15 protein-coding genes are annotated in these 19,478 nt (G+C 48.9%); 9 read left to right on the top strand and 6 right to left on the bottom strand.

Features of this window, described 5'->3' with window-relative positions:
* Positions 1–89: 89 nt before the first annotated feature.
* Positions 90–4,928, bottom strand: a complete 4,839-nt coding sequence (locus BMZ54_RS33390) for a PKD domain-containing protein (RefSeq protein ID WP_162277647.1) — start codon at positions 4,926–4,928, stop codon at positions 90–92.
* Between the two features lie 190 nt (positions 4,929–5,118).
* On the opposite strand from BMZ54_RS33390, the gene BMZ54_RS22630 reads away from it, so the two are divergent.
* Positions 5,119–5,808: a rhodanese-like domain-containing protein gene (locus BMZ54_RS22630; protein WP_089917692.1), complete on the top strand. Its 690-nt coding sequence runs from the start codon at positions 5,119–5,121 to the stop codon at positions 5,806–5,808.
* 184 nt (positions 5,809–5,992) lie between these two features.
* Here BMZ54_RS22630 and BMZ54_RS22625 read toward each other — a convergent pair whose 3' ends face one another.
* Positions 5,993–7,501, bottom strand: coding sequence for a carboxypeptidase M32 (locus BMZ54_RS22625; RefSeq protein ID WP_089917689.1), 1,509 nt, complete (start codon positions 7,499–7,501; stop codon positions 5,993–5,995).
* 689 nt (positions 7,502–8,190) lie between these two features.
* Here BMZ54_RS22625 and BMZ54_RS22620 point away from each other — a divergent pair.
* The 5 genes from BMZ54_RS22620 to BMZ54_RS22600 all read left to right on the top strand — a co-directional run bounded on the left by BMZ54_RS22620 (position 8,191) and on the right by BMZ54_RS22600 (position 14,574).
* The gene (locus BMZ54_RS22620; protein ID WP_089917687.1) at positions 8,191–9,285 is read left to right on the top strand and encodes a Nif3-like dinuclear metal center hexameric protein; all 1,095 of its coding nucleotides are present in this window, start codon (positions 8,191–8,193) and stop codon (positions 9,283–9,285) included.
* Between the two features lie 5 nt (positions 9,286–9,290).
* Positions 9,291–10,043 carry a zinc ribbon domain-containing protein gene (locus BMZ54_RS22615; protein WP_089917685.1) on the top strand — a complete coding sequence of 251 codons (753 nt, stop codon included), beginning with the start codon at positions 9,291–9,293 and terminating at the stop codon, positions 10,041–10,043.
* A 157-nt stretch (positions 10,044–10,200) separates the two neighbouring features.
* The gene (locus BMZ54_RS22610; RefSeq protein WP_143081107.1) at positions 10,201–11,682 is read left to right on the top strand and encodes a tetratricopeptide repeat protein; all 1,482 of its coding nucleotides are present in this window, start codon (positions 10,201–10,203) and stop codon (positions 11,680–11,682) included.
* 165 nt (positions 11,683–11,847) lie between these two features.
* Entirely contained in the window at positions 11,848–13,500 is a 1,653-nt protein-coding gene (gene recN / locus BMZ54_RS22605) for a DNA repair protein RecN (RefSeq protein WP_089917681.1), read from the top strand.
* Positions 13,501–13,761: 261 nt separating this feature from the next.
* Positions 13,762–14,574 carry an enoyl-ACP reductase FabI gene (locus BMZ54_RS22600; RefSeq protein ID WP_089917679.1) on the top strand — a complete coding sequence of 271 codons (813 nt, stop codon included), beginning with the start codon at positions 13,762–13,764 and terminating at the stop codon, positions 14,572–14,574.
* A gap of 456 nt (positions 14,575–15,030) precedes the next feature.
* Here the strand turns inward: BMZ54_RS22600 and BMZ54_RS22595 are convergent, their stop codons facing one another.
* On the bottom strand, positions 15,031–15,252 hold the full coding sequence (locus tag BMZ54_RS22595) for a DUF2795 domain-containing protein (protein ID WP_012794455.1): 222 nt from the start codon (positions 15,250–15,252) through the stop codon (positions 15,031–15,033).
* A gap of 100 nt (positions 15,253–15,352) precedes the next feature.
* Here BMZ54_RS22595 and BMZ54_RS22590 point away from each other — a divergent pair, with 100 nt between their 5' ends.
* A complete protein-coding gene (locus BMZ54_RS22590; RefSeq protein WP_089917677.1) occupies positions 15,353–16,003 on the top strand; it encodes an ABC transporter ATP-binding protein in 651 nt (216 codons plus the stop codon).
* On the opposite strand, the gene BMZ54_RS22585 is transcribed toward BMZ54_RS22590, so the two are convergent.
* Genes BMZ54_RS22585 through gatC form a run of 3 tightly spaced genes read right to left on the bottom strand, consistent with a single transcriptional unit; the run spans position 16,000 to position 17,618 of the window.
* Positions 16,000–16,560: a cob(I)yrinic acid a,c-diamide adenosyltransferase gene (locus BMZ54_RS22585; RefSeq protein WP_089917675.1), complete on the bottom strand. Its 561-nt coding sequence runs from the start codon at positions 16,558–16,560 to the stop codon at positions 16,000–16,002. The genes BMZ54_RS22590 and BMZ54_RS22585 overlap by 4 nt on opposite strands.
* 41 nt (positions 16,561–16,601) lie before the next feature.
* Positions 16,602–17,318 (bottom strand): ABC transporter ATP-binding protein, encoded by a 717-nt coding sequence (locus tag BMZ54_RS22580; RefSeq protein ID WP_089917672.1) that lies wholly within the window; start codon positions 17,316–17,318, stop codon positions 16,602–16,604.
* Between the two features lie 9 nt (positions 17,319–17,327).
* Positions 17,328–17,618: an Asp-tRNA(Asn)/Glu-tRNA(Gln) amidotransferase subunit GatC gene (gene gatC, locus BMZ54_RS22575; RefSeq protein ID WP_089917669.1), complete on the bottom strand. Its 291-nt coding sequence runs from the start codon at positions 17,616–17,618 to the stop codon at positions 17,328–17,330.
* Positions 17,619–17,715: 97 nt separating this feature from the next.
* Here gatC and trpS point away from each other — a divergent pair, with 97 nt between their 5' ends.
* Positions 17,716–18,720 (top strand): tryptophan--tRNA ligase, encoded by a 1,005-nt coding sequence (trpS, locus tag BMZ54_RS22570; RefSeq protein WP_089917851.1) that lies wholly within the window; start codon positions 17,716–17,718, stop codon positions 18,718–18,720.
* 37 nt (positions 18,721–18,757) lie between these two features.
* Positions 18,758–19,393, top strand: coding sequence for a deoxynucleoside kinase (locus BMZ54_RS22565; protein WP_089917667.1), 636 nt, complete (start codon positions 18,758–18,760; stop codon positions 19,391–19,393).
* The last annotated feature ends 85 nt before the right edge of the window (positions 19,394–19,478 follow it).

The following is a 19,478-nucleotide window of genomic DNA, read 5'->3' as shown; positions in this document are numbered from 1 at the left end:
CGGCCTGAAAAAGCGGCAGGCTGCAAACAGCCTCCCTGTTATAGGCAAACTGTCTGCAGCCTGCGGCTGTATATCCGGTAGCCTGGCAGCTACCTCAGTAAGGTTACATTGCCTTTCAGCACAAAGCTTTCATTGGTATCGCAGATCATTTCTGCATAGTAAATAAACACATCCGGGTTTAGTGCAACACCGCGGAAACGGCCGTCCCAGCCGCCTGCCTGGTCGTCCGTATTCAGGTCGGAACGTTCAAACACCACCTCTCCCCAGCGGTTAAATACGCGGAACACCTTGATGGATTTTATACCCCGCCCGCGGATGTAGAAGATATCATTCTGCCCATCCCCGTTAGGGCTAAAGGAGTTAGGCACAAACACATTGCTGCCGCTGCATACCACCTTCACATTTACCTCATCTATATCCACGCAGCTATACTGGTTAGTAGCAATTACATGGTAGGTAACAGACTGTTTAGGCGTTGCCAGCGGGGCCATACAATCCGTACAGCTCAGGCTGGGATCCGGCCGCCATTCCACCTTGGTTACATCCGGGCTGGCCTGCAGCTGCAAGCGCAGCTCAGAGCCTACCGGCACCACCTGGTCAGGGCCTGCGTTAATAGTGGGCGCCTGGTTAACGGTAACCGTTACCAGGGCGGTGTCTGTAAAACAGGCATCATCACCAAAACCTATTACCTGGTAAGTGGTGGTAACAGCAGGGCGGGCTACCGGGTCCGGCACATCTGCTTTATTTAAACCGGTGGCCGGTATCCATTTATAATGGGGCGCACCGCTTACATGCAGCTGTACCTGGCTGCCACTACAAATAGCGGCATCCGCTGCACTTACTTTATGCGGCTGGCTAACGGTTACAGTTATATCGGCCTCACGGCTGCAGCCGGTGCTATTCACTGCCATTACATGGTAAGTAGTATCATGCAGGGGCTGTATGGTTGGGTTAGGGCTGCGTGCATCTGAGATCTGGTAATCCGTCCAGCTAATATCTGCGCCCGGGGATACATTGGAGCGCAGCTCCAGTGATTGTCCCAAACAAATATTAGCCTGCTTCGGCATAGGATTCAGGTCAGGCAGGGGCGATACCAGCACCGTAGTGCCGGCGGTATCCGGGCAGGTGCCGTTTCCATTGCTGATGGTCAGTAATACCTGGTTATTACCCGGCGTATTTAAAGTTACGCGCGGTGGGGTAGCTGTTTCAAACACCGTGTTATCCGGCGTTACCAGCCATACCCATTTGGTGCCGGGTAATTGTTTGGTATCGCTGCCCTGCAGCCTTACAGAGGTGCCTACGCATATCGGGTCAATAGGCATTATTTCGGCCACCGGTCTCGGTTCCACTACTGTGGGTAAGGTTACTTCACCCGTGCAGCCGTAAGCGGTGGTTACCAGCAATTTTACGGGATAGGTGCCTACCTGGTCGTATAAAAAGCGTGGATTGGCGTCGGTTGATACATCGTCCGTACGGCCGGCAATACCAAAGTCCCACTGGTAGGTCATAGGTAAGCTCAGCTGGTCTTTTGTTACGCTTAAGCTGTTATCCTTAAAGTATACATAACCGCCATCACAGGCCTGTGTAGCATCCATGGTAAAGCGGGGTGTTACCTTATCGGCTACTATCTGGTCATTGCCCAAAGCCGGCACCTGGCAGCCCTTGGCATCTTCCAGTATTACGCGCGGGTGGTAAATGCCTTCTTTCGTATACTCGTAACTGGTAGTTGGTGTGGTGGTGGTGACCACATGCCCGTCATCAAAGTCCCAGATGTATTTTATGGCGTTGCTGCTTTTAGCCGTCATTTCAATTTTCAGCGGCATACAGCCGGTAGTGGGTGTGGCAGACTGGCTGCCATCTGGCCCCTGGATAGTCAGTGTTTTGGTTACTGTGCTCGAACAACCGCCATCCGTATACACCCTCAGCGCTACGGTATAATCACCGGGGCGGCTGTAGGCATGGCCCGGCGATACTTCCGGCGAGGTGCTGCCATCGCCGAACTGCCAGGCTATATGATCATAGTCTGATGAGCTGTTGGTAAAAGGTACCAGCACCGGCGGGCATGGCGCCAGGGTAGCAGGAAAGTCAAATGCTGCCTGTGGATTGCGCACCGTAATAAAGTTCAGCGCTTCCTGGCTAGCCTTACAACCGTCAATATCTGTTACATCCAGCTTAATCGTATATACTCCGGGTTTAGTATACACATAAAGGGGCGCGGCTTGTGTGCTGGTGCCGCCATCTCCAAAGCTCCAGGCATAGGTAAGCGACTGACCGCTGCTGTTGCTGGAAAATTGAAAGTCTTTCTGTAAACAGGCTTCCTGCCCCGGCACCACAATGTTTGTAGCTACTACATTCACAGATACCGGTTTGGTAATGGTGCCTTTACAGCCCATTTGATCCGTCACGGTGAGTGTAACCGGGAAGGTGGTCATACTTCCAAAGGCATGGGAAAAAGCAACCGGCTTTTGTGTTTGTGTAATGTTGCCGCTGCCATCGCCAAAATTCCAGGTCCAGGAATTTAGAATAGTACCTGGCGAGGTTGGTGTGGAGGTATCGGTAAATGTGAACGGCTTTTCTTTACAGGAGCCGGTATAGGTAAAGTCTGCATTTACGCCATTCACCACTACCTGCAGGCTGTTGGACTGTTGCGGACAGCCGTTTATATCTATCAGGTTTAAGCGCACCGTATAAGTGCCGGGTGTGGTGTAGGCATGCGTATAAACAGCGGTTGAATCAAAACTTGCTGCAGGGATATTGATGTAGCTACCATCGCCCCATTCCCAATGGTAAACATTGATCATGTTATAATGCAGGGAATTGGTAATGCGGTAGGTAATGGAGTCACTATTGCAAATACTGTTGGTATCCGCCTTTATAACCGGTTTTTCATCAATAATGTGAATGATCTGCGATAGGTTGCTGGTACAGCTGCCATTGCCTACGGTTAGCTTTACCGTGTAAGTGCCTACCTTGGCATAGGTATGTTTGGGCGATTGGTCAGTTGAGGTAGTACCGTCTCCAAAATCCCATAACCAGGTTTTGGTAACACTGTTACCAAAGTCAGATGCATCATAGAACTGCCGGTCGTATTTGTTGATACAGTCGGGCAGTACGCTGAAACGCGCTACTGGCGGGTTAATTTCAATGAACAGTCTTTTGGTAAGGATATTATAACAGCCATTGTTTATCACCGTAAGGGTAACATCATGAAAGCCTATCTCGTTAAACTGGTGTGAAGGGTTTTGCCCGGTGGCGCCGCTGTTATCCTGCGGAAAGTTCCACAGCCACTCTGTACCTGCGGGTACGGATTTATTGGTAAAGTTAAAAATATCTGATTGGCAACCCTTGTAATGGTCCACATCAAAATCCACCTTTACGGTATCACCGGCTTTAATTGCATGCGATGCGCTCAGCTTACAGCCACTCTTGGTTTCTATTTCCAGCGTTATCGTATAGTCGCCCACTTTAGAGTAGTAATGGGAAGGTACCGTGATGTTAGTGGCAGTGGTGCCATCCCCAAAATCCCAGGTGTACTTCACTACGGGATCTACGCTGCTCACCTGGGCCGTAAAACCAATGGAAAAAGGAATACAGCCGCTATTGGCAGTCATCACGAAATCTACCTGCGGTTCCTGCACCTGCATATAACTCGTTTTTACAACCGTAGTGCCGCAGCCAAATTTGTTAATGGCCAGCAGGCTAACGGTATAATTCCCATCCGCTGTATAGCTATGTGTTGGGTTCTGCGTGGTAGCGGTTCCGCCATCTCCAAAATCCCATGCCCAGCTAGTGGCATCCGGTGTTTGTGCTGTAAATTTTGTGGTAGTAGGTACATGACAATCCGGGTTGGGACTGGCAGCAAAATCAGCGGTAGGTAAGGGATTTACGTGAATGGTTTTGGTAATGGTTTCCTGGCAGCCATTGCCAAAGGCGGTAAGCTTTACGGCATAATCGCCCGGTTGTGTAAAGGTATAGCTGGCATCCAGGTTATACTGCACACTGCCATCCGGAAAATCCCAGCGGGCAGAAAGGGGAGTAGGTGTGGTCGTGTTTTTGAGGACAACGGGCCGGCCCACGCAGTTGCTGGCAGGGACCGTAAAATCAGGTTTCATTTTCGCGATCTGTATATAGTCCGGCGCGGTCACAGATTGCTTACAACCTTCGGAAGTGGCAGCGGTAAGTGTTACCGTATACTTACCTTCTTTGGTATAGGTATGTTGCGGTGCTGCCGCAGTGCTGGTGATACCATCGCCAAAATTCCAGGTATAGGTAAGGGGCGCATTATTCACCGTAGAACTGGTGTTCGTGAATTGTACGGCCAGCGGCGTAACACAGCTGCTTTGCACATCGCTGCTGAATTTTACCGTAGGCGCATCCTGTACTTTTATTTGCTGGGTGCTGCCGTTGGTACAGCCAAAACTATTGATCACGATAATGGAAGCGGTTTGATTGCCTCCCAAGGTATAGGTATGCGTAGCCGTGCTGCCGCTGCCATTAATACCATCGCCAAAATCCCATGTTACACTGGTAATAGTCCCATCACCCGGAGTGCTCTGGTCTGTAAAGGTTACGGCCAGTGGCGCGCAGCCACCGGGTACAGAGGTGCTGAACGCCGGTACCGGCTTTTTATATACCGTAACGGTTTTTTCCTTTTTAACCACCCCATCCGGGTAAGTGGCCGTAAGGGTAATTTTGTAAGTACCGGCTACGTTAAAGATCCTGGCAGGGTTAGGGTCGGCAACATCTGCCCCTACACTGAAGCTCCAGTTAAGGGAAGTATAACCGGGGTCTGACAGGTTCTGGAATTGAACGGCCAGCGGCTCGCAACCACTCCATTTACTCGCATCAAAATCTACTTTATGGGTTTGCGCATTGGCATTTAATATCGGACACAGGTAACAACAAGCCAGGCAAATGATGGATCGCATGAGGGGCCATTGGCGCAGCCAACGGCAACATAGGTATATCTGGTGTTTCATTGGATAAGGATCCCGGTCCCGTCGGGCTTGAGTACATTCATTAATGAAGCTAAAATTACTATAATTTATGTAATTCATTTATTAATTAACACTTGGATATGCATGAATTGTTTATGTATTTTGTAAAAAAAAGTGAGGTATGATCAAGTCATTCATTCAGTGGGGTTTAAGTGTGCTGTTGTTATGCCTGTCTGTCCAGGCAGCCACCGCCCAGGTGGTAGATGTAGATGCTTTTGAAAAAGGCAGCCGGCAACCAGCCATACAGGTATTCGACGTACGAACAGCGCAGGAATTTAACACCGGGCATTTACCCAATGCCTTGCAGGCAGATTATACCAATAAAACGGAGTTCACCGACCGGGTTAAATACCTGGACAAGCAAAAGCCCGTGTACATTTACTGCCTGAGTGGTGGCCGTAGCAGCGCAGCTGCCCAATGGATGCGGGAGAACGGCTTTGCGAAAGTGGTGGAAATGGATGGCGGCATCCGCGCCTGGAAGCAGGCCGGTAAACCATTGCAAGGGGCTGTTGCCGAAAAGCAGCTGGCCGTAAGCGATTTTAAAACATCCATTAAAAGCGGATGGGTGCTGGTGGATGTAGGTGCAGAATGGTGCCCGCCCTGCCGTACCATGGTGCCTGTGCTGGAACAGTTCTTACAAAAGCACCCCCAGGTAAAGCTGGTAAAGGTAGATGGAGGCCGTGACCAGGAAGTAATGCAATCTGTAAAAGCCAATGCCCTGCCTACGTTTATTGCTTATAAAGAAGGTAAAGAGGCGGGCCGCAAACAAGGCGTCGTAACGCTGGCTGAGCTGGAAGGGATGATGAAGTAGAATTACGAATTGTCAATTACGAATTACGAATTGGGTAGTTCGTAAGTGAAGTCCAGCGCCTGATCAGTAAGCTGATTAAGAACATATTGAATTGTTTATTTATAAGCAAAAGTCCTGCATTCAAATGCAGGACTTTTAATTTATGCAGTACTCAATTCGTAATTCGTAATTGAATAATTCGTAATTACATGTAGATCTCTCCAAACTTATCCTCTGCGTACTTCAGAAAATACTGGAAATCCAGCGGCTGCCCTGTAACCTTTTCACAAAGCTCATTAGAAGTATAAAAGCGCCCGTAGCGGTGAATGTTTTCCCGTAGCCAGCTGAGTAGCTTACCATACTGCCCGGTAGCTATCTGCTCCGTAAGGCCGGGCAATTGCTGTTGTGCCGCCGCAAAGAACTGCGCAGCATAAAAGCTGCCCAGGGAGTAAGTAGGGAAGTACCCGAAGCTGCCGTGCGACCAGTGAATATCCTGCAGCACACCTTGCGTAGCGCTGGGGGCAGATACATGCAGGTACTCCTGGTAATACCGGTTCCATACCTGGTCCAGGTCTTTGGTGGAGTAGGTGCCTTCCAGCAAGCCTTTTTCTATCTCATACCGGATCATTACATGGAAATGATAGGTCAGCTCATCGGCCTCTGTACGTATCAGGGAAGGCTGTACCAGGTTTATGCCTTTATAGAATTGGTCCAGGGAAATGTTTTGAAGATTGTCAGGGAAGGTTTGTTGCAGCTTGCCGTAATGGTGCTGCCAGAAAGCCTTGCTGCGGCCTACATTGTTCTCCCACAGGCGCGATTGTGATTCGTGGATGCCCAGGCTGGCAGCCTCCCCGCAGGGCAGGCCATATTCTTCCGCAGGCAGGCCTTGCTCATATAAGGCATGGCCTCCTTCGTGAATACAGCTCCAGGTCATGTTTCCAAAATCTTGTTCATCAATACGGGTGGTTACCCGCACATCCTGCGGGCTAAAGCTGGTAGTGAAAGGATGTTCTGAAATATCCTGCCGGCCCGCGCCCATATCATAGCCCATATCTTTTAACAGGGCAATGCCCAGCTCCCACTGTTTGTTACGCTCATAACGCAGGTGCAGGAAATCCTTGTTCACCTGCGGCCGTTGTTCAATACGGCGCAGCAAGGGCGTAAGAGCCGTTTTAACGGCGTCAAAGATGGTATCCAGCATGGTGGTGCTGGCGCCCTTTTCATATTCATTCAGCAGGGCATTGTAAGGGTGGCCTTCAAAGCCCAGTATATTGGTTTCCTGTTTTTTCAGTAGCACCATTTTGGCCAGCAGGGGCTCAAACTCCGCATAGCTGTTGGCTTTACGGGCTTTTATCCAGGCATGGTAGCAGGCATTGGTGGTTTGCGACATTTCTGCTACAAAGCTGGCCGGATACTTTTTGTTCTTTTCATAATCCTCCTGCGACAGCTCAACGTTTTTGCGCTGGGTGGCATTCAGATCGCCACGGCTGCGCAGCTCCTGCAATATATCCCCCAGTTCCGTGGCGGTGAACATTTCATGTGCGATGGTAGAAAGGGTGGTGAGCTGCTGCCCGCGGAAGGCAGCGCCTTTTTCCGGCAAATAGGTTTCCTGGTCCCAGCCCAGTACGGCCATGGCATTACGTACATCGGCAATAGCCTGCATTTTGGCGGTAAAGGTGCTGTATAATTCGCTGGTAGGTTTCCGTGTGTTCATAACGGCAAAATAAAAGAAAAGTTTGATTTCCCTAAGGCCGGGTAAAAACGGTGCTTCCCCTGACCGCCCTGCCGTCTTTTTTGTTTGGTTACAGGGCGGCGCAATTGGTATCCAACTGCGGTGGTTCCCTCCTAAAACAGCCCTGTAATCCCTGTGCAACCCTAGTGACATCCCTCCCCCTACATAAAACCCCACATCATTTTTGCTGCAATTTTGAACCTCTTATGTCAATCATCTTACTTCCCATTTCCTTACTTCACTTTTTACCACAATTTTCAGCATGCTGTGTTATCATCTTACTTCCCTCCACTTTTTTCACAATTTTCAACATGCTGTGTTAACCATCTTATCTCTTCCTCCTCATGTCTGGCACCCCTCCTGAAAAGGTCTCGTAATTGCCCCGTAATTGCTGCGCAACCCGTGCACAATTCGTGCGCAATTCGGGTCGGGGTTTTGAATTATAGCTATTAAGAATAAAATACGCACTTCACCCTATAAACATCGTCTCTTTCTCATGTCCTTCCCATGTGTTTCTCATGAGTTTCCCTGCTAGATCCCATGTTTTTCCCTAGTGAATCCCTGGTGAAGTCCATGTCACGCTCACCACTTTGGATCATGCTAATGTATCTTACCCATTCCCTATCCGCACATTTGCCCATCTCCCTCAAAATTTCCTTATTTTGCCCTTAATGAAGATCAAGGACGTTATACAGGCCATTGAATCCTTTGCGCCCCTGCAATACCAGGAAAGCTATGATAATGCAGGCCTGCTGTTCGGTAACCCCGGCTGGGAGCTTACCAATGCCCTGCTTACGCTGGATGCTACAGAGGCAGTGATAGACGAGGCCCTGGCCCGCAACTGTAACCTGGTGATTGCCCACCACCCCATTGTGTTTGGCGGACTTAAAAAGATCACCGGCAGCAATTACGTGGAGCGGGTGGCTATCAAAGCTATTAAGCACGATGTGGCCGTTTACGCCGCCCACACCAACCTGGATAATGTACGCAATGGCGTATGCGCTATGATGGCCGGCCGTCTGGACCTGCAGCAGTGCCGGGTGCTGGTCCCTAAAAAAGACCTCCTCAAAAAGTTATACACCTTTGTACCCCATACCGATGCTGAAAAAGTGCGCAGCGCCTTATTTGCCGCAGGCGCAGGCAACATTGGTAATTACGGTGAATGCAGCTTTAATGCAGAAGGCAGCGGCACTTTCAAAGCCGGCGCCGGTACCAATCCCTATGTAGGGAAGCAGGGGCAGCGCCATATAGAGCCGGAAACCAAGCTGGAAGTGATCTTTCCCGCCTATCTGGAAGGTGCGGTGATACAGGCACTGCTGGCCAGCCACCCTTATGAGGAGGTAGCCTACGACATTATCCGGCTGGATAATGCCTACCAGCAGGCCGGCTCCGGGTTAATAGGTTCCCTGCCTGCACCCATGGAGGAAACAGCCTTTTTACAGCTGGTAAAACAGCAGTTCAATACCGGCTGCGTACGGTACACGCCTTTACGCGGTAAGCCCGTGCAAAAAGTAGCCCTTTGCGGTGGCGCAGGCAGCTTTTTGCTGAAAAAGGCCATAGCCGCCGGGGCAGATGCCTACATCTCCGCCGATTTCAAATACCATGAGTTTTTTGATGCTGAAAACCAATTGATTATAGCAGATATAGGGCATTTTGAAAGCGAGCAGTTCACGGTTGATTTATTTTACAATATTTTGACCGAAAAATTTCGTAATTTCGCGCCTCTTAAATCTACTATTCAAACAAACCCGGTAAATTATTTATAAAATATATGGCTACCGTAAAAGAGTACTCCGTAGAAGAAAAATTGGTGTCTGTGCTCAGACTGCAGAAGATCGATTCCAAGCTGGATGGTATCCAGGTGTTGAAAGGGGAGTTGCCGATAGAAGTGAAAGACCTGGAAGATGAGGTAGAAGGGTTAAATACCCGCCTTACCCATGTTGAGGATGAACTGAGAGGTATCCAGGACTTCATTGCTAACAAAAAAGCAGCTATCAAGGAGTCAGAAGCGCTGGTTAAGAAGTATGAGAAGCAGCAGGATAATGTGAAGAACAACCGCGAATTTGAAGCTATCACAAAGGAAATTGAAATGCAGAACCTGGAGATCAAACTCTCAGAAAAGCATATCAAGGACGCAAGTGAAGAGATAAAGGATAAAACCCGCCTGGTGGAATCCGCAAAAAAAGCGATCGTTGACAAGGAATCCAACCTGAAACATAAGAAAGGCGAGCTGGAAAAGATCATCTCTGAAACTGAGAAAGAAGAAAAACAGATCCGCAAGGAAAGCGATGAAGCCCGCACCAAGGTAGAACCCCGCCTGCTGGCCGCTTACGAAAAGATCCGTAAGAACTACCGTAACGGTCTGGCCGTGGTAACCGTTGAGCGCGATTCCTGTGGCGGTTGCTTTAACGCCATTCCGCCCCAGCGTCAGGCTGAGATCCGCCACCGCAAAAAGATCATCGTTTGCGAACATTGCGGCCGTATCCTGGTTGATAATGACCTGGAAGCTACCGTAACGATATAAACGCAGCAGCCCTTGTAGCAGCCGGCGCCCATTGCTAACTGTAAGCTACTAACTGCCAACTTACATAGTCCCGTCCCGGTATATCCGGGAACGGGACTTTTACTTTCAATTACACCAGCCCCGGCGTTATTGGAATGGAATTTGAATACTTTTGCCCATGCGCTTTTTTCTATCGGTCCTCTTACTTAGTATAACATTCACCGTTACAGCCCGTCAAAAGGTATATGATTTTAATAGCCGCTGCCAGCAAGCCTATGAGGCTATTATGCAGCTGCGTTTGGAGGAGGGTAAAGCCCTGCTGGAAGCAGAAAAAAAAGAACGCCCTGATAATCTGATCCCTTACTTCCTGGATAATTACGCCGACTTTTTCCCATTATATTTTAATGAAGACCCGGCAGAGTATAACGCCAAAAAATCACAACGGGCCGCCCGCCTGTCATTAATGGAGCAGGGGCCGGATAGCTCTCCGTATTACCTGTACACCCAGGCTGCAATTAAATTCCAGTGGGCCATGATCCGTATTAAGTTCGGGGAAAAATGGGATGCCGCCTGGGAAATACGCAAAGCCTTTATGACGCTGAAAGATAACCAGCGCAAGTTCCCCCAGTTCCCACCCAACACCATGCTGATCAGCGCCATGCAAACCGTGTTCGGCACCATTCCGGATGGTTATAAGTGGATCAGCGGGGTGCTGGGCATGAAAGGCAGCATTAAACAGGGCATGCAGAACCTGCAGGGATTTATAGACAGTAATGCCCCCCTGGCCCAGCTGTTTAAACCGGAAGGATATTACTATTACTGCTACCTGAAACTGTTCATGGAAAGCAACCCAAATGAGTTGTGGCAGTTCATACAACAACGGCAGCTGGATACGCGTAATAACTACCTGTTTGCCCTTATGGTGGCCAACCTGGCAGTTACCAACCAAAGGGCAGATCTGGGCATTAAAGTGCTGTCCGAACGTAATACCAGCGCCCGTTATGAAACCATGGTGTACCAGGATTATTTAATGGGCCTGTTAAAGCTGGCCCGCCAGGATGAGGATGCGCATGTGTACCTGGAAAAATTCCTGAATAACTTCAAAGGAAAATTCAATGTAAAAGAAGCCCTGCAACGCTTAAGCTGGTATTATTACATGCGGGGCAATATGGAAGCCGCCAATAAATACCGTAACCTCATCTTAACCCGGGGTAATACGGAAGCAGATGGCGATAAACAGGCCCTGAAAGAAGCCAAAAGCGGCAAATGGCCCAATACCTTTTTACTGAAAGTACGCCTGCTGAGCGACGGTGGCTTTTTTAACGATGCGCTGAAGCTGATGCAAACTAAAAAAGCAGCCGACTTCACGCAGATCGAGGAAAAGATCGAATATGCCTACCGCCTGGGCCGTATTTATGATGAAATGGGGCAGGATGATAAAGCCATATCTATGTATGAGGCCACAATAAAGGTAGGTACCGGCCGCCCGGAGTACTTTGCCGCCCGGGCCGCCCTGCAAATGGGGTATATCTACGAAAAGCGTAACGATAAAGCCAAAGCCCTGCAATGTTACCAGAACTGCCTGAACATGCCCGACCATGATTTTAAGAATTCCCTGGACCAGCGCGCCAAAGCCGGCATCCAGCGGGTAGGAGGCTAAAGGAACATATATTACGCAAATACAATTCGTACCCATCCGCTTACTTTGTTCCAGGCTGCACTTATAAGGTGTAGCGTGCATGTGAGCTATTGGGATTGTGCAAAACTTCTTACTTAAAATTCAGGCATTTCATTTTAATTCGTACCCGTAACGCAAACGCCCTCTATGTTACAGAAACTGACAGTTAAGAATTATGCGATCATTGACCACCTGGAGGTTGATTTCTCCGGCAGCCTGAATATCATCACAGGTGAAACCGGCGCCGGTAAATCTATTCTCATGGGCGCGTTATCATTAATATTGGGAGAGCGGGCCGATCCCGGGGTGCTGTTTGACAAAACCGGTAAATGTGTGGTAGAAGGCGCCTTTAAGGTAAAAAAAGCGCTGGTGGCAGAGTTTTTCCAGCAGCATGAGCTGGACCTGGAAGAAGTGCTTATTATACGCCGGGAAGTAAGCGCCAGCGGCAAATCCCGCGCATTTGTGAATGATACGCCGGTAAACCTTTCCCAGCTGGCAGAACTAAGCGGCTACCTGGTAGACCTGCACCAGCAGTTTGATACCCTGGAGCTGGAAAAAAGCGATTTCCAGCGCCGCGTGGTAGATGCATTGGTGAATAAGCCGGAAGCCCTGCAACAGTACCAGCAATCCTGGCAGCGCTACTCCCAGGTACAGCGTAAGCTGAAACAGCTGCAGGATCAGCGCGATAGTGCCAACAAAGAGCTGGACTATAACAAGTTCCTGCTGGATGAGCTGGAAGATGCTGCCTTTGCAGAGAACGAGATTGAGAACCTGGATGCAGAGCTGCAGGTGCTTACTCATGCAGAGGAGATCAAGAATACCCTCAACAAAGCCTGTTTCCAGTTAAAGGAAGATGAGCAGCCCATTTTGCAGCAGCTGAAACAGCTGCAATCCGGCCTGCAGGCTATGGCCGGTTATCAGCAGGAGCTGCCTGCGCTGGTGGCCCGCCTGCAATCATCCTACCTGGAGCTGCAGGACGTAGCAGATGAAATAGAACGCATAAACGACGGCATCCAGTACGATGCTGCCCGCATAGAGCAGGTGAATGAGCGAACAGCCACCGGTTACCGCCTGCTGAAAAAACATGGCGTGCATACCACGGCGGAACTGTTAAACATCAAAGCAGACCTTTCTACCCGTGTAGAAAGTGCGCTGAACCTGGATGAGCAGCTGCTGGAGCTGGAAAAGGAACAAGCGTCCTTACAGCAAGCCCTGGAAAAGCTGGCCGCCGGTATTACCACCCTGCGTATGCAGCAGGTGCCGCCTTTTGAGAAAAAGGTAAATGCCCTGCTGGCACAGGTAGGTATGCCCAATGCCCGCTTAAAGGTGAGCATTACACCGGGCGCTTTGCAGGCTAACGGGCAGGATAACATTGAGTTCCTGTTTGATGCCAATAAGAGCGAACAGTTTGCGCCTATACGAAAAGTAGCCTCCGGCGGTGAATTAAGCCGTTTAATGTTGTGCATCAAATCACTGGTGGCACAATCCGTGGCTTTACCGACATTAATATTTGACGAGATAGATACCGGTATTTCAGGTGAAGCAGCCCGCCAGGTAGGCGTAATACTCAAGGATCTGGCCCATGCACACCAGGTGATCTGTATCACCCACCAGCCGCAGATAGCCGGTAAGGCCGATGCGCATTACTTTGTGTACAAGGAAACCAGGAGCGGTAAGGTAACTACCGGTGTGCGCCTGCTTACTACGGAAGAACGCATTAACGCCATTGCACAAATGCTGAGTGGTGAAAAGCCTACTGCCGCTGCATTGGAGAATGCCCGGGAAATGGTGGGGAGTTGAGTCCATGGTCCATAGTCGGTGGTCCATAGCATACTTCGCAACCATAGTGCAATAATATCGCTATTAGCCTGTTCCGCACCACGCAATGGACCATTGACCACGGACTTGCATATTCCGTATTACCTGCAAAACGAAGTAGGCAATGGACTATGGACCATCGACCATGGACCGTTATTTGTTGAACGGGCCCCGTTCAACAAATAACAAATAATGATTTTTAAACTATAACAACTATTTTTGCCGGAAATTAATTTGAACCCAATGGCTCATAACTTATTACAAGGAAAGAAAGGTATCATATTCGGGGCGCTGGATGAGCAGTCTCTTGCGTGGAAAACAGCTTTGCGTTGCAAGGAAGAAGGAGCCCAGATCGTGCTGACCAATGCTCCTATAGCACTGCGCATGGGAGAGATCAAGAAACTGGCTGAAACCTGCAATGCGCCGGTGATCCCGGCCGATGTAACCAATATGGACGATCTCAAAAATCTCTTCACCAAGTCCATGGAGCATTTTGGCGGTAAAGTAGATTTTGTGCTGCATTCCGTAGGTATGGGCATGAATGTGCGTAAAGGCCGGCCTTATACAGACCTGGATTACGACTTCAATCATAAAACGTTTGATATTTCAGCTATGTCTCTGCACCGCGTGCTGCAAACAGCTTACCAGCTGGATGCTATCAGCGACTGGGGTTCTATCGTAGCGCTTACATACATTGCTGCACAAAGGGTGTTCCCTGATTATAGCGAGATGGCTGATGCCAAAGCCCTGCTGGAATCTATAGCCCGCAGCTTTGGTTACCACTACGGTATCCGTAACAAGGTGCGTATCAATACCGTTTCCCAGTCGCCCACCAAAACTACTGCCGGTAGCGGTGTAAAGGGTTTTGACGGGTTTATGGCCTACGCAGAGAAAATGAGCCCCCTGGGCAATGCTACTGCCGACCAATGCGCTAACTACGTGGTAACCCTGTTCTCTGACTTTACCCGCATGGTAACCATGCAGAACCTGTTCCATGACGGTGGTTTCTCCTTTACCGGGGTTTCACTGGCCATAGCAGAGCAAATGGAAAAATAAGCGTAAAGCTCAAAGCATAAAGCACAAAGCCTGTAGCGGATAGCTGCAGGCTTTGTGCTTTAATAGATAATAGCTTAATTGGAAAATAACCTTTAACACCTGAGGCAAGCTGCGGATCTGCAGCATAATAGTTCACCCTCACGGCAGCAAACCGCCCCCCTCCACCGGCCACCTTCAGGTATTACCGCCTTCTCTTCACAGCCTCCACCTCCTCTTCACGGCCTCCGCCTTCGCGGCATTAAGCGTTCCGCATTCAGCTTTTTGCTTTCTGCTTTTCGCTTTCTGCCAAAAAAAACCTGCAACAAATCGCTGCAGGCTTCCATAAATAGTTTACTCAAGGGGGAAAATCAAAAGTATAGGCTGTCGCAAAAGATGGCATAAGCTTAGGGCTGTATGCTTACATTTACCAGCTTTACAAGGCGTGGCTTTATGCTTTGGCTATCAGTGGTGCTTCAGCTAATATTCGTCCTCATTAAAGAAAAAGTCGTCTTGTGACGGATAATCAGACCATATATCCTCTATCCCTTCGTAAATTTCCCCTTCATCCTCCAGTTCCTGTAAGTTCTCTATCACTTCAATGGGTGCACCGGAGCGGATGGCGTAATCAATCAATTCGTCTTTAGTAGCTGGCCATGGAGCGTCCTCCAGGTATGAAGCTAATTCTAATGTCCAGTACATGTTAGTAAAATTTTTACTGCCTTAAATTTTCGCAAAAGTATTATTTAATTTGAAATAAACAACTATTACTATTTTAACGGTGAATTACTTTTCTTTGAGTATGTTAGTTGCTCGCAATCTTACCAAAAATTATTCCAACTTACAGGTTGTAAAGGGAGTAGACGTTACCGTTAAGCAGGGAGAAATTGTAACCATCGTTGGTTCATCCGGGGCCGGTAAAAGCACTTTGCTGCACCTGCTGGGCACTTTGGATACCCCTACCTCCGGTGAGGTATGGCTGCAGGATGTAAACCTTACTACTCTGAAAGGCAATGCGCTTGCCGATTTCCGTAACCGCAACATTGGCTTTATTTTCCAGTTCCACCACCTGCTGCCGGAATTTACCGCCCTGGAAAATGTGTGCGTACCCGGTTATATTGGCGGCGCCAGAAAGAACCAGGTGAAAGAGCGGGCGCAGTTCCTGCTGGAAACTCTGAACCTTAAAGACCGTATGGATCATAAACCCAACGAGTTATCCGGTGGCGAGCAGCAGCGTGTAGCCGTAGCCCGGGCCCTTATTAACACCCCCGCCATTGTAATGGCCGATGAACCCACCGGCAACCTGGATTCCAAGAACGCGCGGGAGCTGCACCAGCTCTTCCTGCAGCTGCGGGACCAGTTCAAACAAACCTTCATCATCGTTACCCACAACGACGAGCTGGCGCCCTTAAGCGACCGGCAGCTAACTATGAAAGATGGGAAAATAATTTAAACGCGGGGTTTCCAGGTCACTTCCGGAACATTTAGCCGGTGACCTATCCACCGGGCCAACACAAACAAATAATCACTCAGGCGGTTGGTATACTGCAATACCAGGGGCTCAATAAACAATCCTTCCTCCTGCATACCCACACACAGGCGCTCTGCACGGCGGCATACACAGCGGGCCACATGGCAGGTAGATACTGCTACATGCCCGCCCGGCAGTATAAAAGATTTCATCACCGGCAGCTCCTCGTTCATAGCATCCATACTTTTTTCCAGCAGCAGCACATCTTCCGCTTTCAGGTCAGGGATGCTCATGCCCGTTTCCTTTTCAGGATCAGTCGCTAGGGAAGCGCCAATGGTGAACAGGCGGTCCTGTATCTCTTTCAGTAAAGTATTGGTAGCAGCATCGGTAATATGGTCATTTACCAGGCCAATGTAGGAGTTCAGTTCATCCACCGTACCATAGGTTTCAATACGCAGGTGGCTCTTAGGCACTTTAGTGCCGCCTATGAGGGCCGTTTTGCCCTTATCGCCGGTTTTGGTGTATATCTTGGTAGCCATATTAAAATACGGGGAAATGGCCGCTAAAGCGGCACAGGTGATCAGGAAACAGCCGGTGTCAGGTATTTCTCATTCAGCTTATCGGTTTCAATTAATCCATCGCGTAAGCGCACTACACGGCGTGCATGGTCCGCAATATCTTCTTCGTGTGTTACCAGCACTACAGTGTTGCCGGAAGCGTGGATCTTTCCAAAGATCTCCATGATCTCTACAGACGTTTTGGAATCCAGGTTACCGGTAGGCTCATCTGCCAGTATCAGGGCAGGGTTATTTACCAGGGCGCGGGCAATGGCCACACGTTGGCACTGGCCACCGGAAAGCTCATTGGGTTTATGTTTATAACGCTCGCCCAGCCCTACTTTTTTAATCACCTCCATCGCCATTTCCTCCCGGGTCTTTTTATTGATGCCGGCATAGATCAGCGGCACTGCCACATTCTCCAGTGCAGAAAGGCGGGGCATCAGGTTAAACTGCTGGAACACAAAACCTATTTCCTTATTACGTATGCGGGCCAGCTCATTGTCTTCCATGGTGCTAACATCATGTCCGCTCAGTATGTATCTGCCGCTGGTAGGGGAGTCCAGGCAGCCCAGTATGTTCATGAGGGTACTTTTACCGGAACCGGAAGGGCCCATCAGCGCTACATATTCATTTTTTAGAATATCCAGGGATACGCCTTTCAGCACCGGCAGCTCATTGCGGCCAATAAAATAACTTTTGCGGATGTTCTCTAAATGGATGACAGAATCAGGTCGCATAGTAATAGGTTATTTCTTAATGACTTTGGGCACTTTAAAATACTGGTCGTTGGCGGAAGGTGCGTTCTGCAATCCTTCTTCACGGGTAATGGAAGGTATTACCTTATCCTCGCGGAACACATTGTAATTCTCCGTCAGGAACAGCAGGGGTTGTACATTCGCGGTATCCAGCTCATTCAGCTTTTCCACAAAGGTGATCATCCGCTGCAGATCATGCTGGATGCCCGCCCTTTCCTGCTCGCTGAATTCCAGTCTGGCCAGGTTAGCCAGCTGCTGTACCAATGCATCATTTACTTCCATGATCAAATTAAATAAAAAGAAATTGAAATATTATTGTTAAATATGACAGTATCTCAAAATTAGGGATAAATGGGGATTTATTATCTTGCACCCCATTATGGCAACAGGAAAAGAAATCGTAGTAAGTGGCATACGATCAACCGGCTTTTTACATTTAGGCAATTACTTTGGCGCTATCCGCAATTATATCCGGATGCAGGAAGATTATAACTGTTACTTTTTTGTGGCAGACTGGCATTCACTCACCACCCATCCCGATCCCAAAGACCTGAGAGGCAACGTATACCGCGTGCTGGCAGAAAATATAGCCTCCGGCCTGGATCCTGAAAAAGTGGCATTATATGCGCAAAGCGATGTACCTGAAATTGCAGAGCTGTACCTGTTGCTGAACATGTTAGCCTATAAGGGCGAGCTGGAAAAAGTACCTACTTTTAAAGACAAGGTACGCCTGCAGCCCCAGAACGTAAACGCCGGCCTGTTAACCTACCCGGTGCTCATGAGTGCAGATATCCTGGTGCACCGCGCTGTAAAGGTGCCGGTGGGTAAAGACCAGGAGCAGCACCTGGAAATGGCGCGTAACTTTGCACAACGTTTTAATGCCCGCTACGGGGAGTTGTTTCCTGAGCCCGTAGCCTTTAACTTTGGCGATAACCTGGTGCGCATTCAAAGCCTGGATGGCACCGGTAAAATGAGCAAGAGTGAAAATGAAATGGCTACCCTGTACCTGAACGATACCGATGAGCTGATCCGTAAAAAGATCATGAAAGCTAAAACAGACAGTGGCCCTGCAGAACTGGGCGCCCCTATGCCGGATAGCGTAACCAACTTATTTACGCTGATGCAGCTGGTAACAGCGCCGGAGGTGGTAAAAAGTTTTGAGAATGCTTACCAGGATCAGAGTATCCGTTATGGGGATATGAAAAAGCAGCTGGCAGAAGATATGGTGAACTTTATGGCCCCCATCCGTGAAAAGGCGCAAGCCCTGCAGCAAGACCCTGCCTATCTGCAAAAGATCTTAAAGACCGGCGCTGAAAAAGCAAGAGCAAGCGCGGCACAAACTTTGCAGGCAGCAAGGAAATTAATCGGGATCAATTACTATTAACCGCTGATGATCTTTCTACACTTACCACAATAAAAGCATGGCAAAACTTAACAAGATCAAACACATTGCAGTAGCCGGTAACATCGGCGCCGGCAAAACCACCCTTACTGAAGCTTTAGCCAAACATTACAAATGGACGCCCCAGTTTGAAGATGTGGAACATAACCCTTACCTGAACGATTTTTATGAAGACATGCCACGCTGGTCTTTTAACCTGCAGGTATATTTTCTGCACGGCCGTTTAAAACAGCTCCTGGAAATACAGAACGGAAAAGATACGGTTATACAGGACCGTACCATTTATGAGGATGCGCACATTTTTGCTCCCAACCTGTATGAAATGGGCCTGATGACCAAACGCGATTTTGATAACTATTTCAACTTTTTTGAAACATTGAAATCGATGGTTAAACCGCCGGACCTGCTCATTTATTTACACGCCTCCGTACCCACGCTGGTAGCACAGATCCAGAAGCGCGGCCGCGAGTATGAAGAGAACATACGCCTGGATTACCTGAAACGATTAAACGAATATTATAACAACTGGATAGAAAAGTATAAAGAAGGCCCCCTGCTGATAGTAGATATTGATAAGAACAAATTCCCTGATAGCGAAGAAGACCTGGGCGAGATCATTTCCCGCATAGATTCCCAGCTGTACGGATTATTCTAATAATTAACACCAAACAACAGCACTTATCAGCAAACACAATTTTTTATTTTTTACTTTTTACTTTATTTTCGCCCCTCTCTCTTAG

It is taken from the genome of Chitinophaga rupis (assembly GCF_900109685.1).
In the GTDB taxonomy this organism is placed as follows: domain Bacteria; phylum Bacteroidota; class Bacteroidia; order Chitinophagales; family Chitinophagaceae; genus Chitinophaga; species Chitinophaga rupis.
Note: the sequence above shows the minus strand (reverse complement) of the source record. Positions and strands in the feature narration are given on the sequence as shown.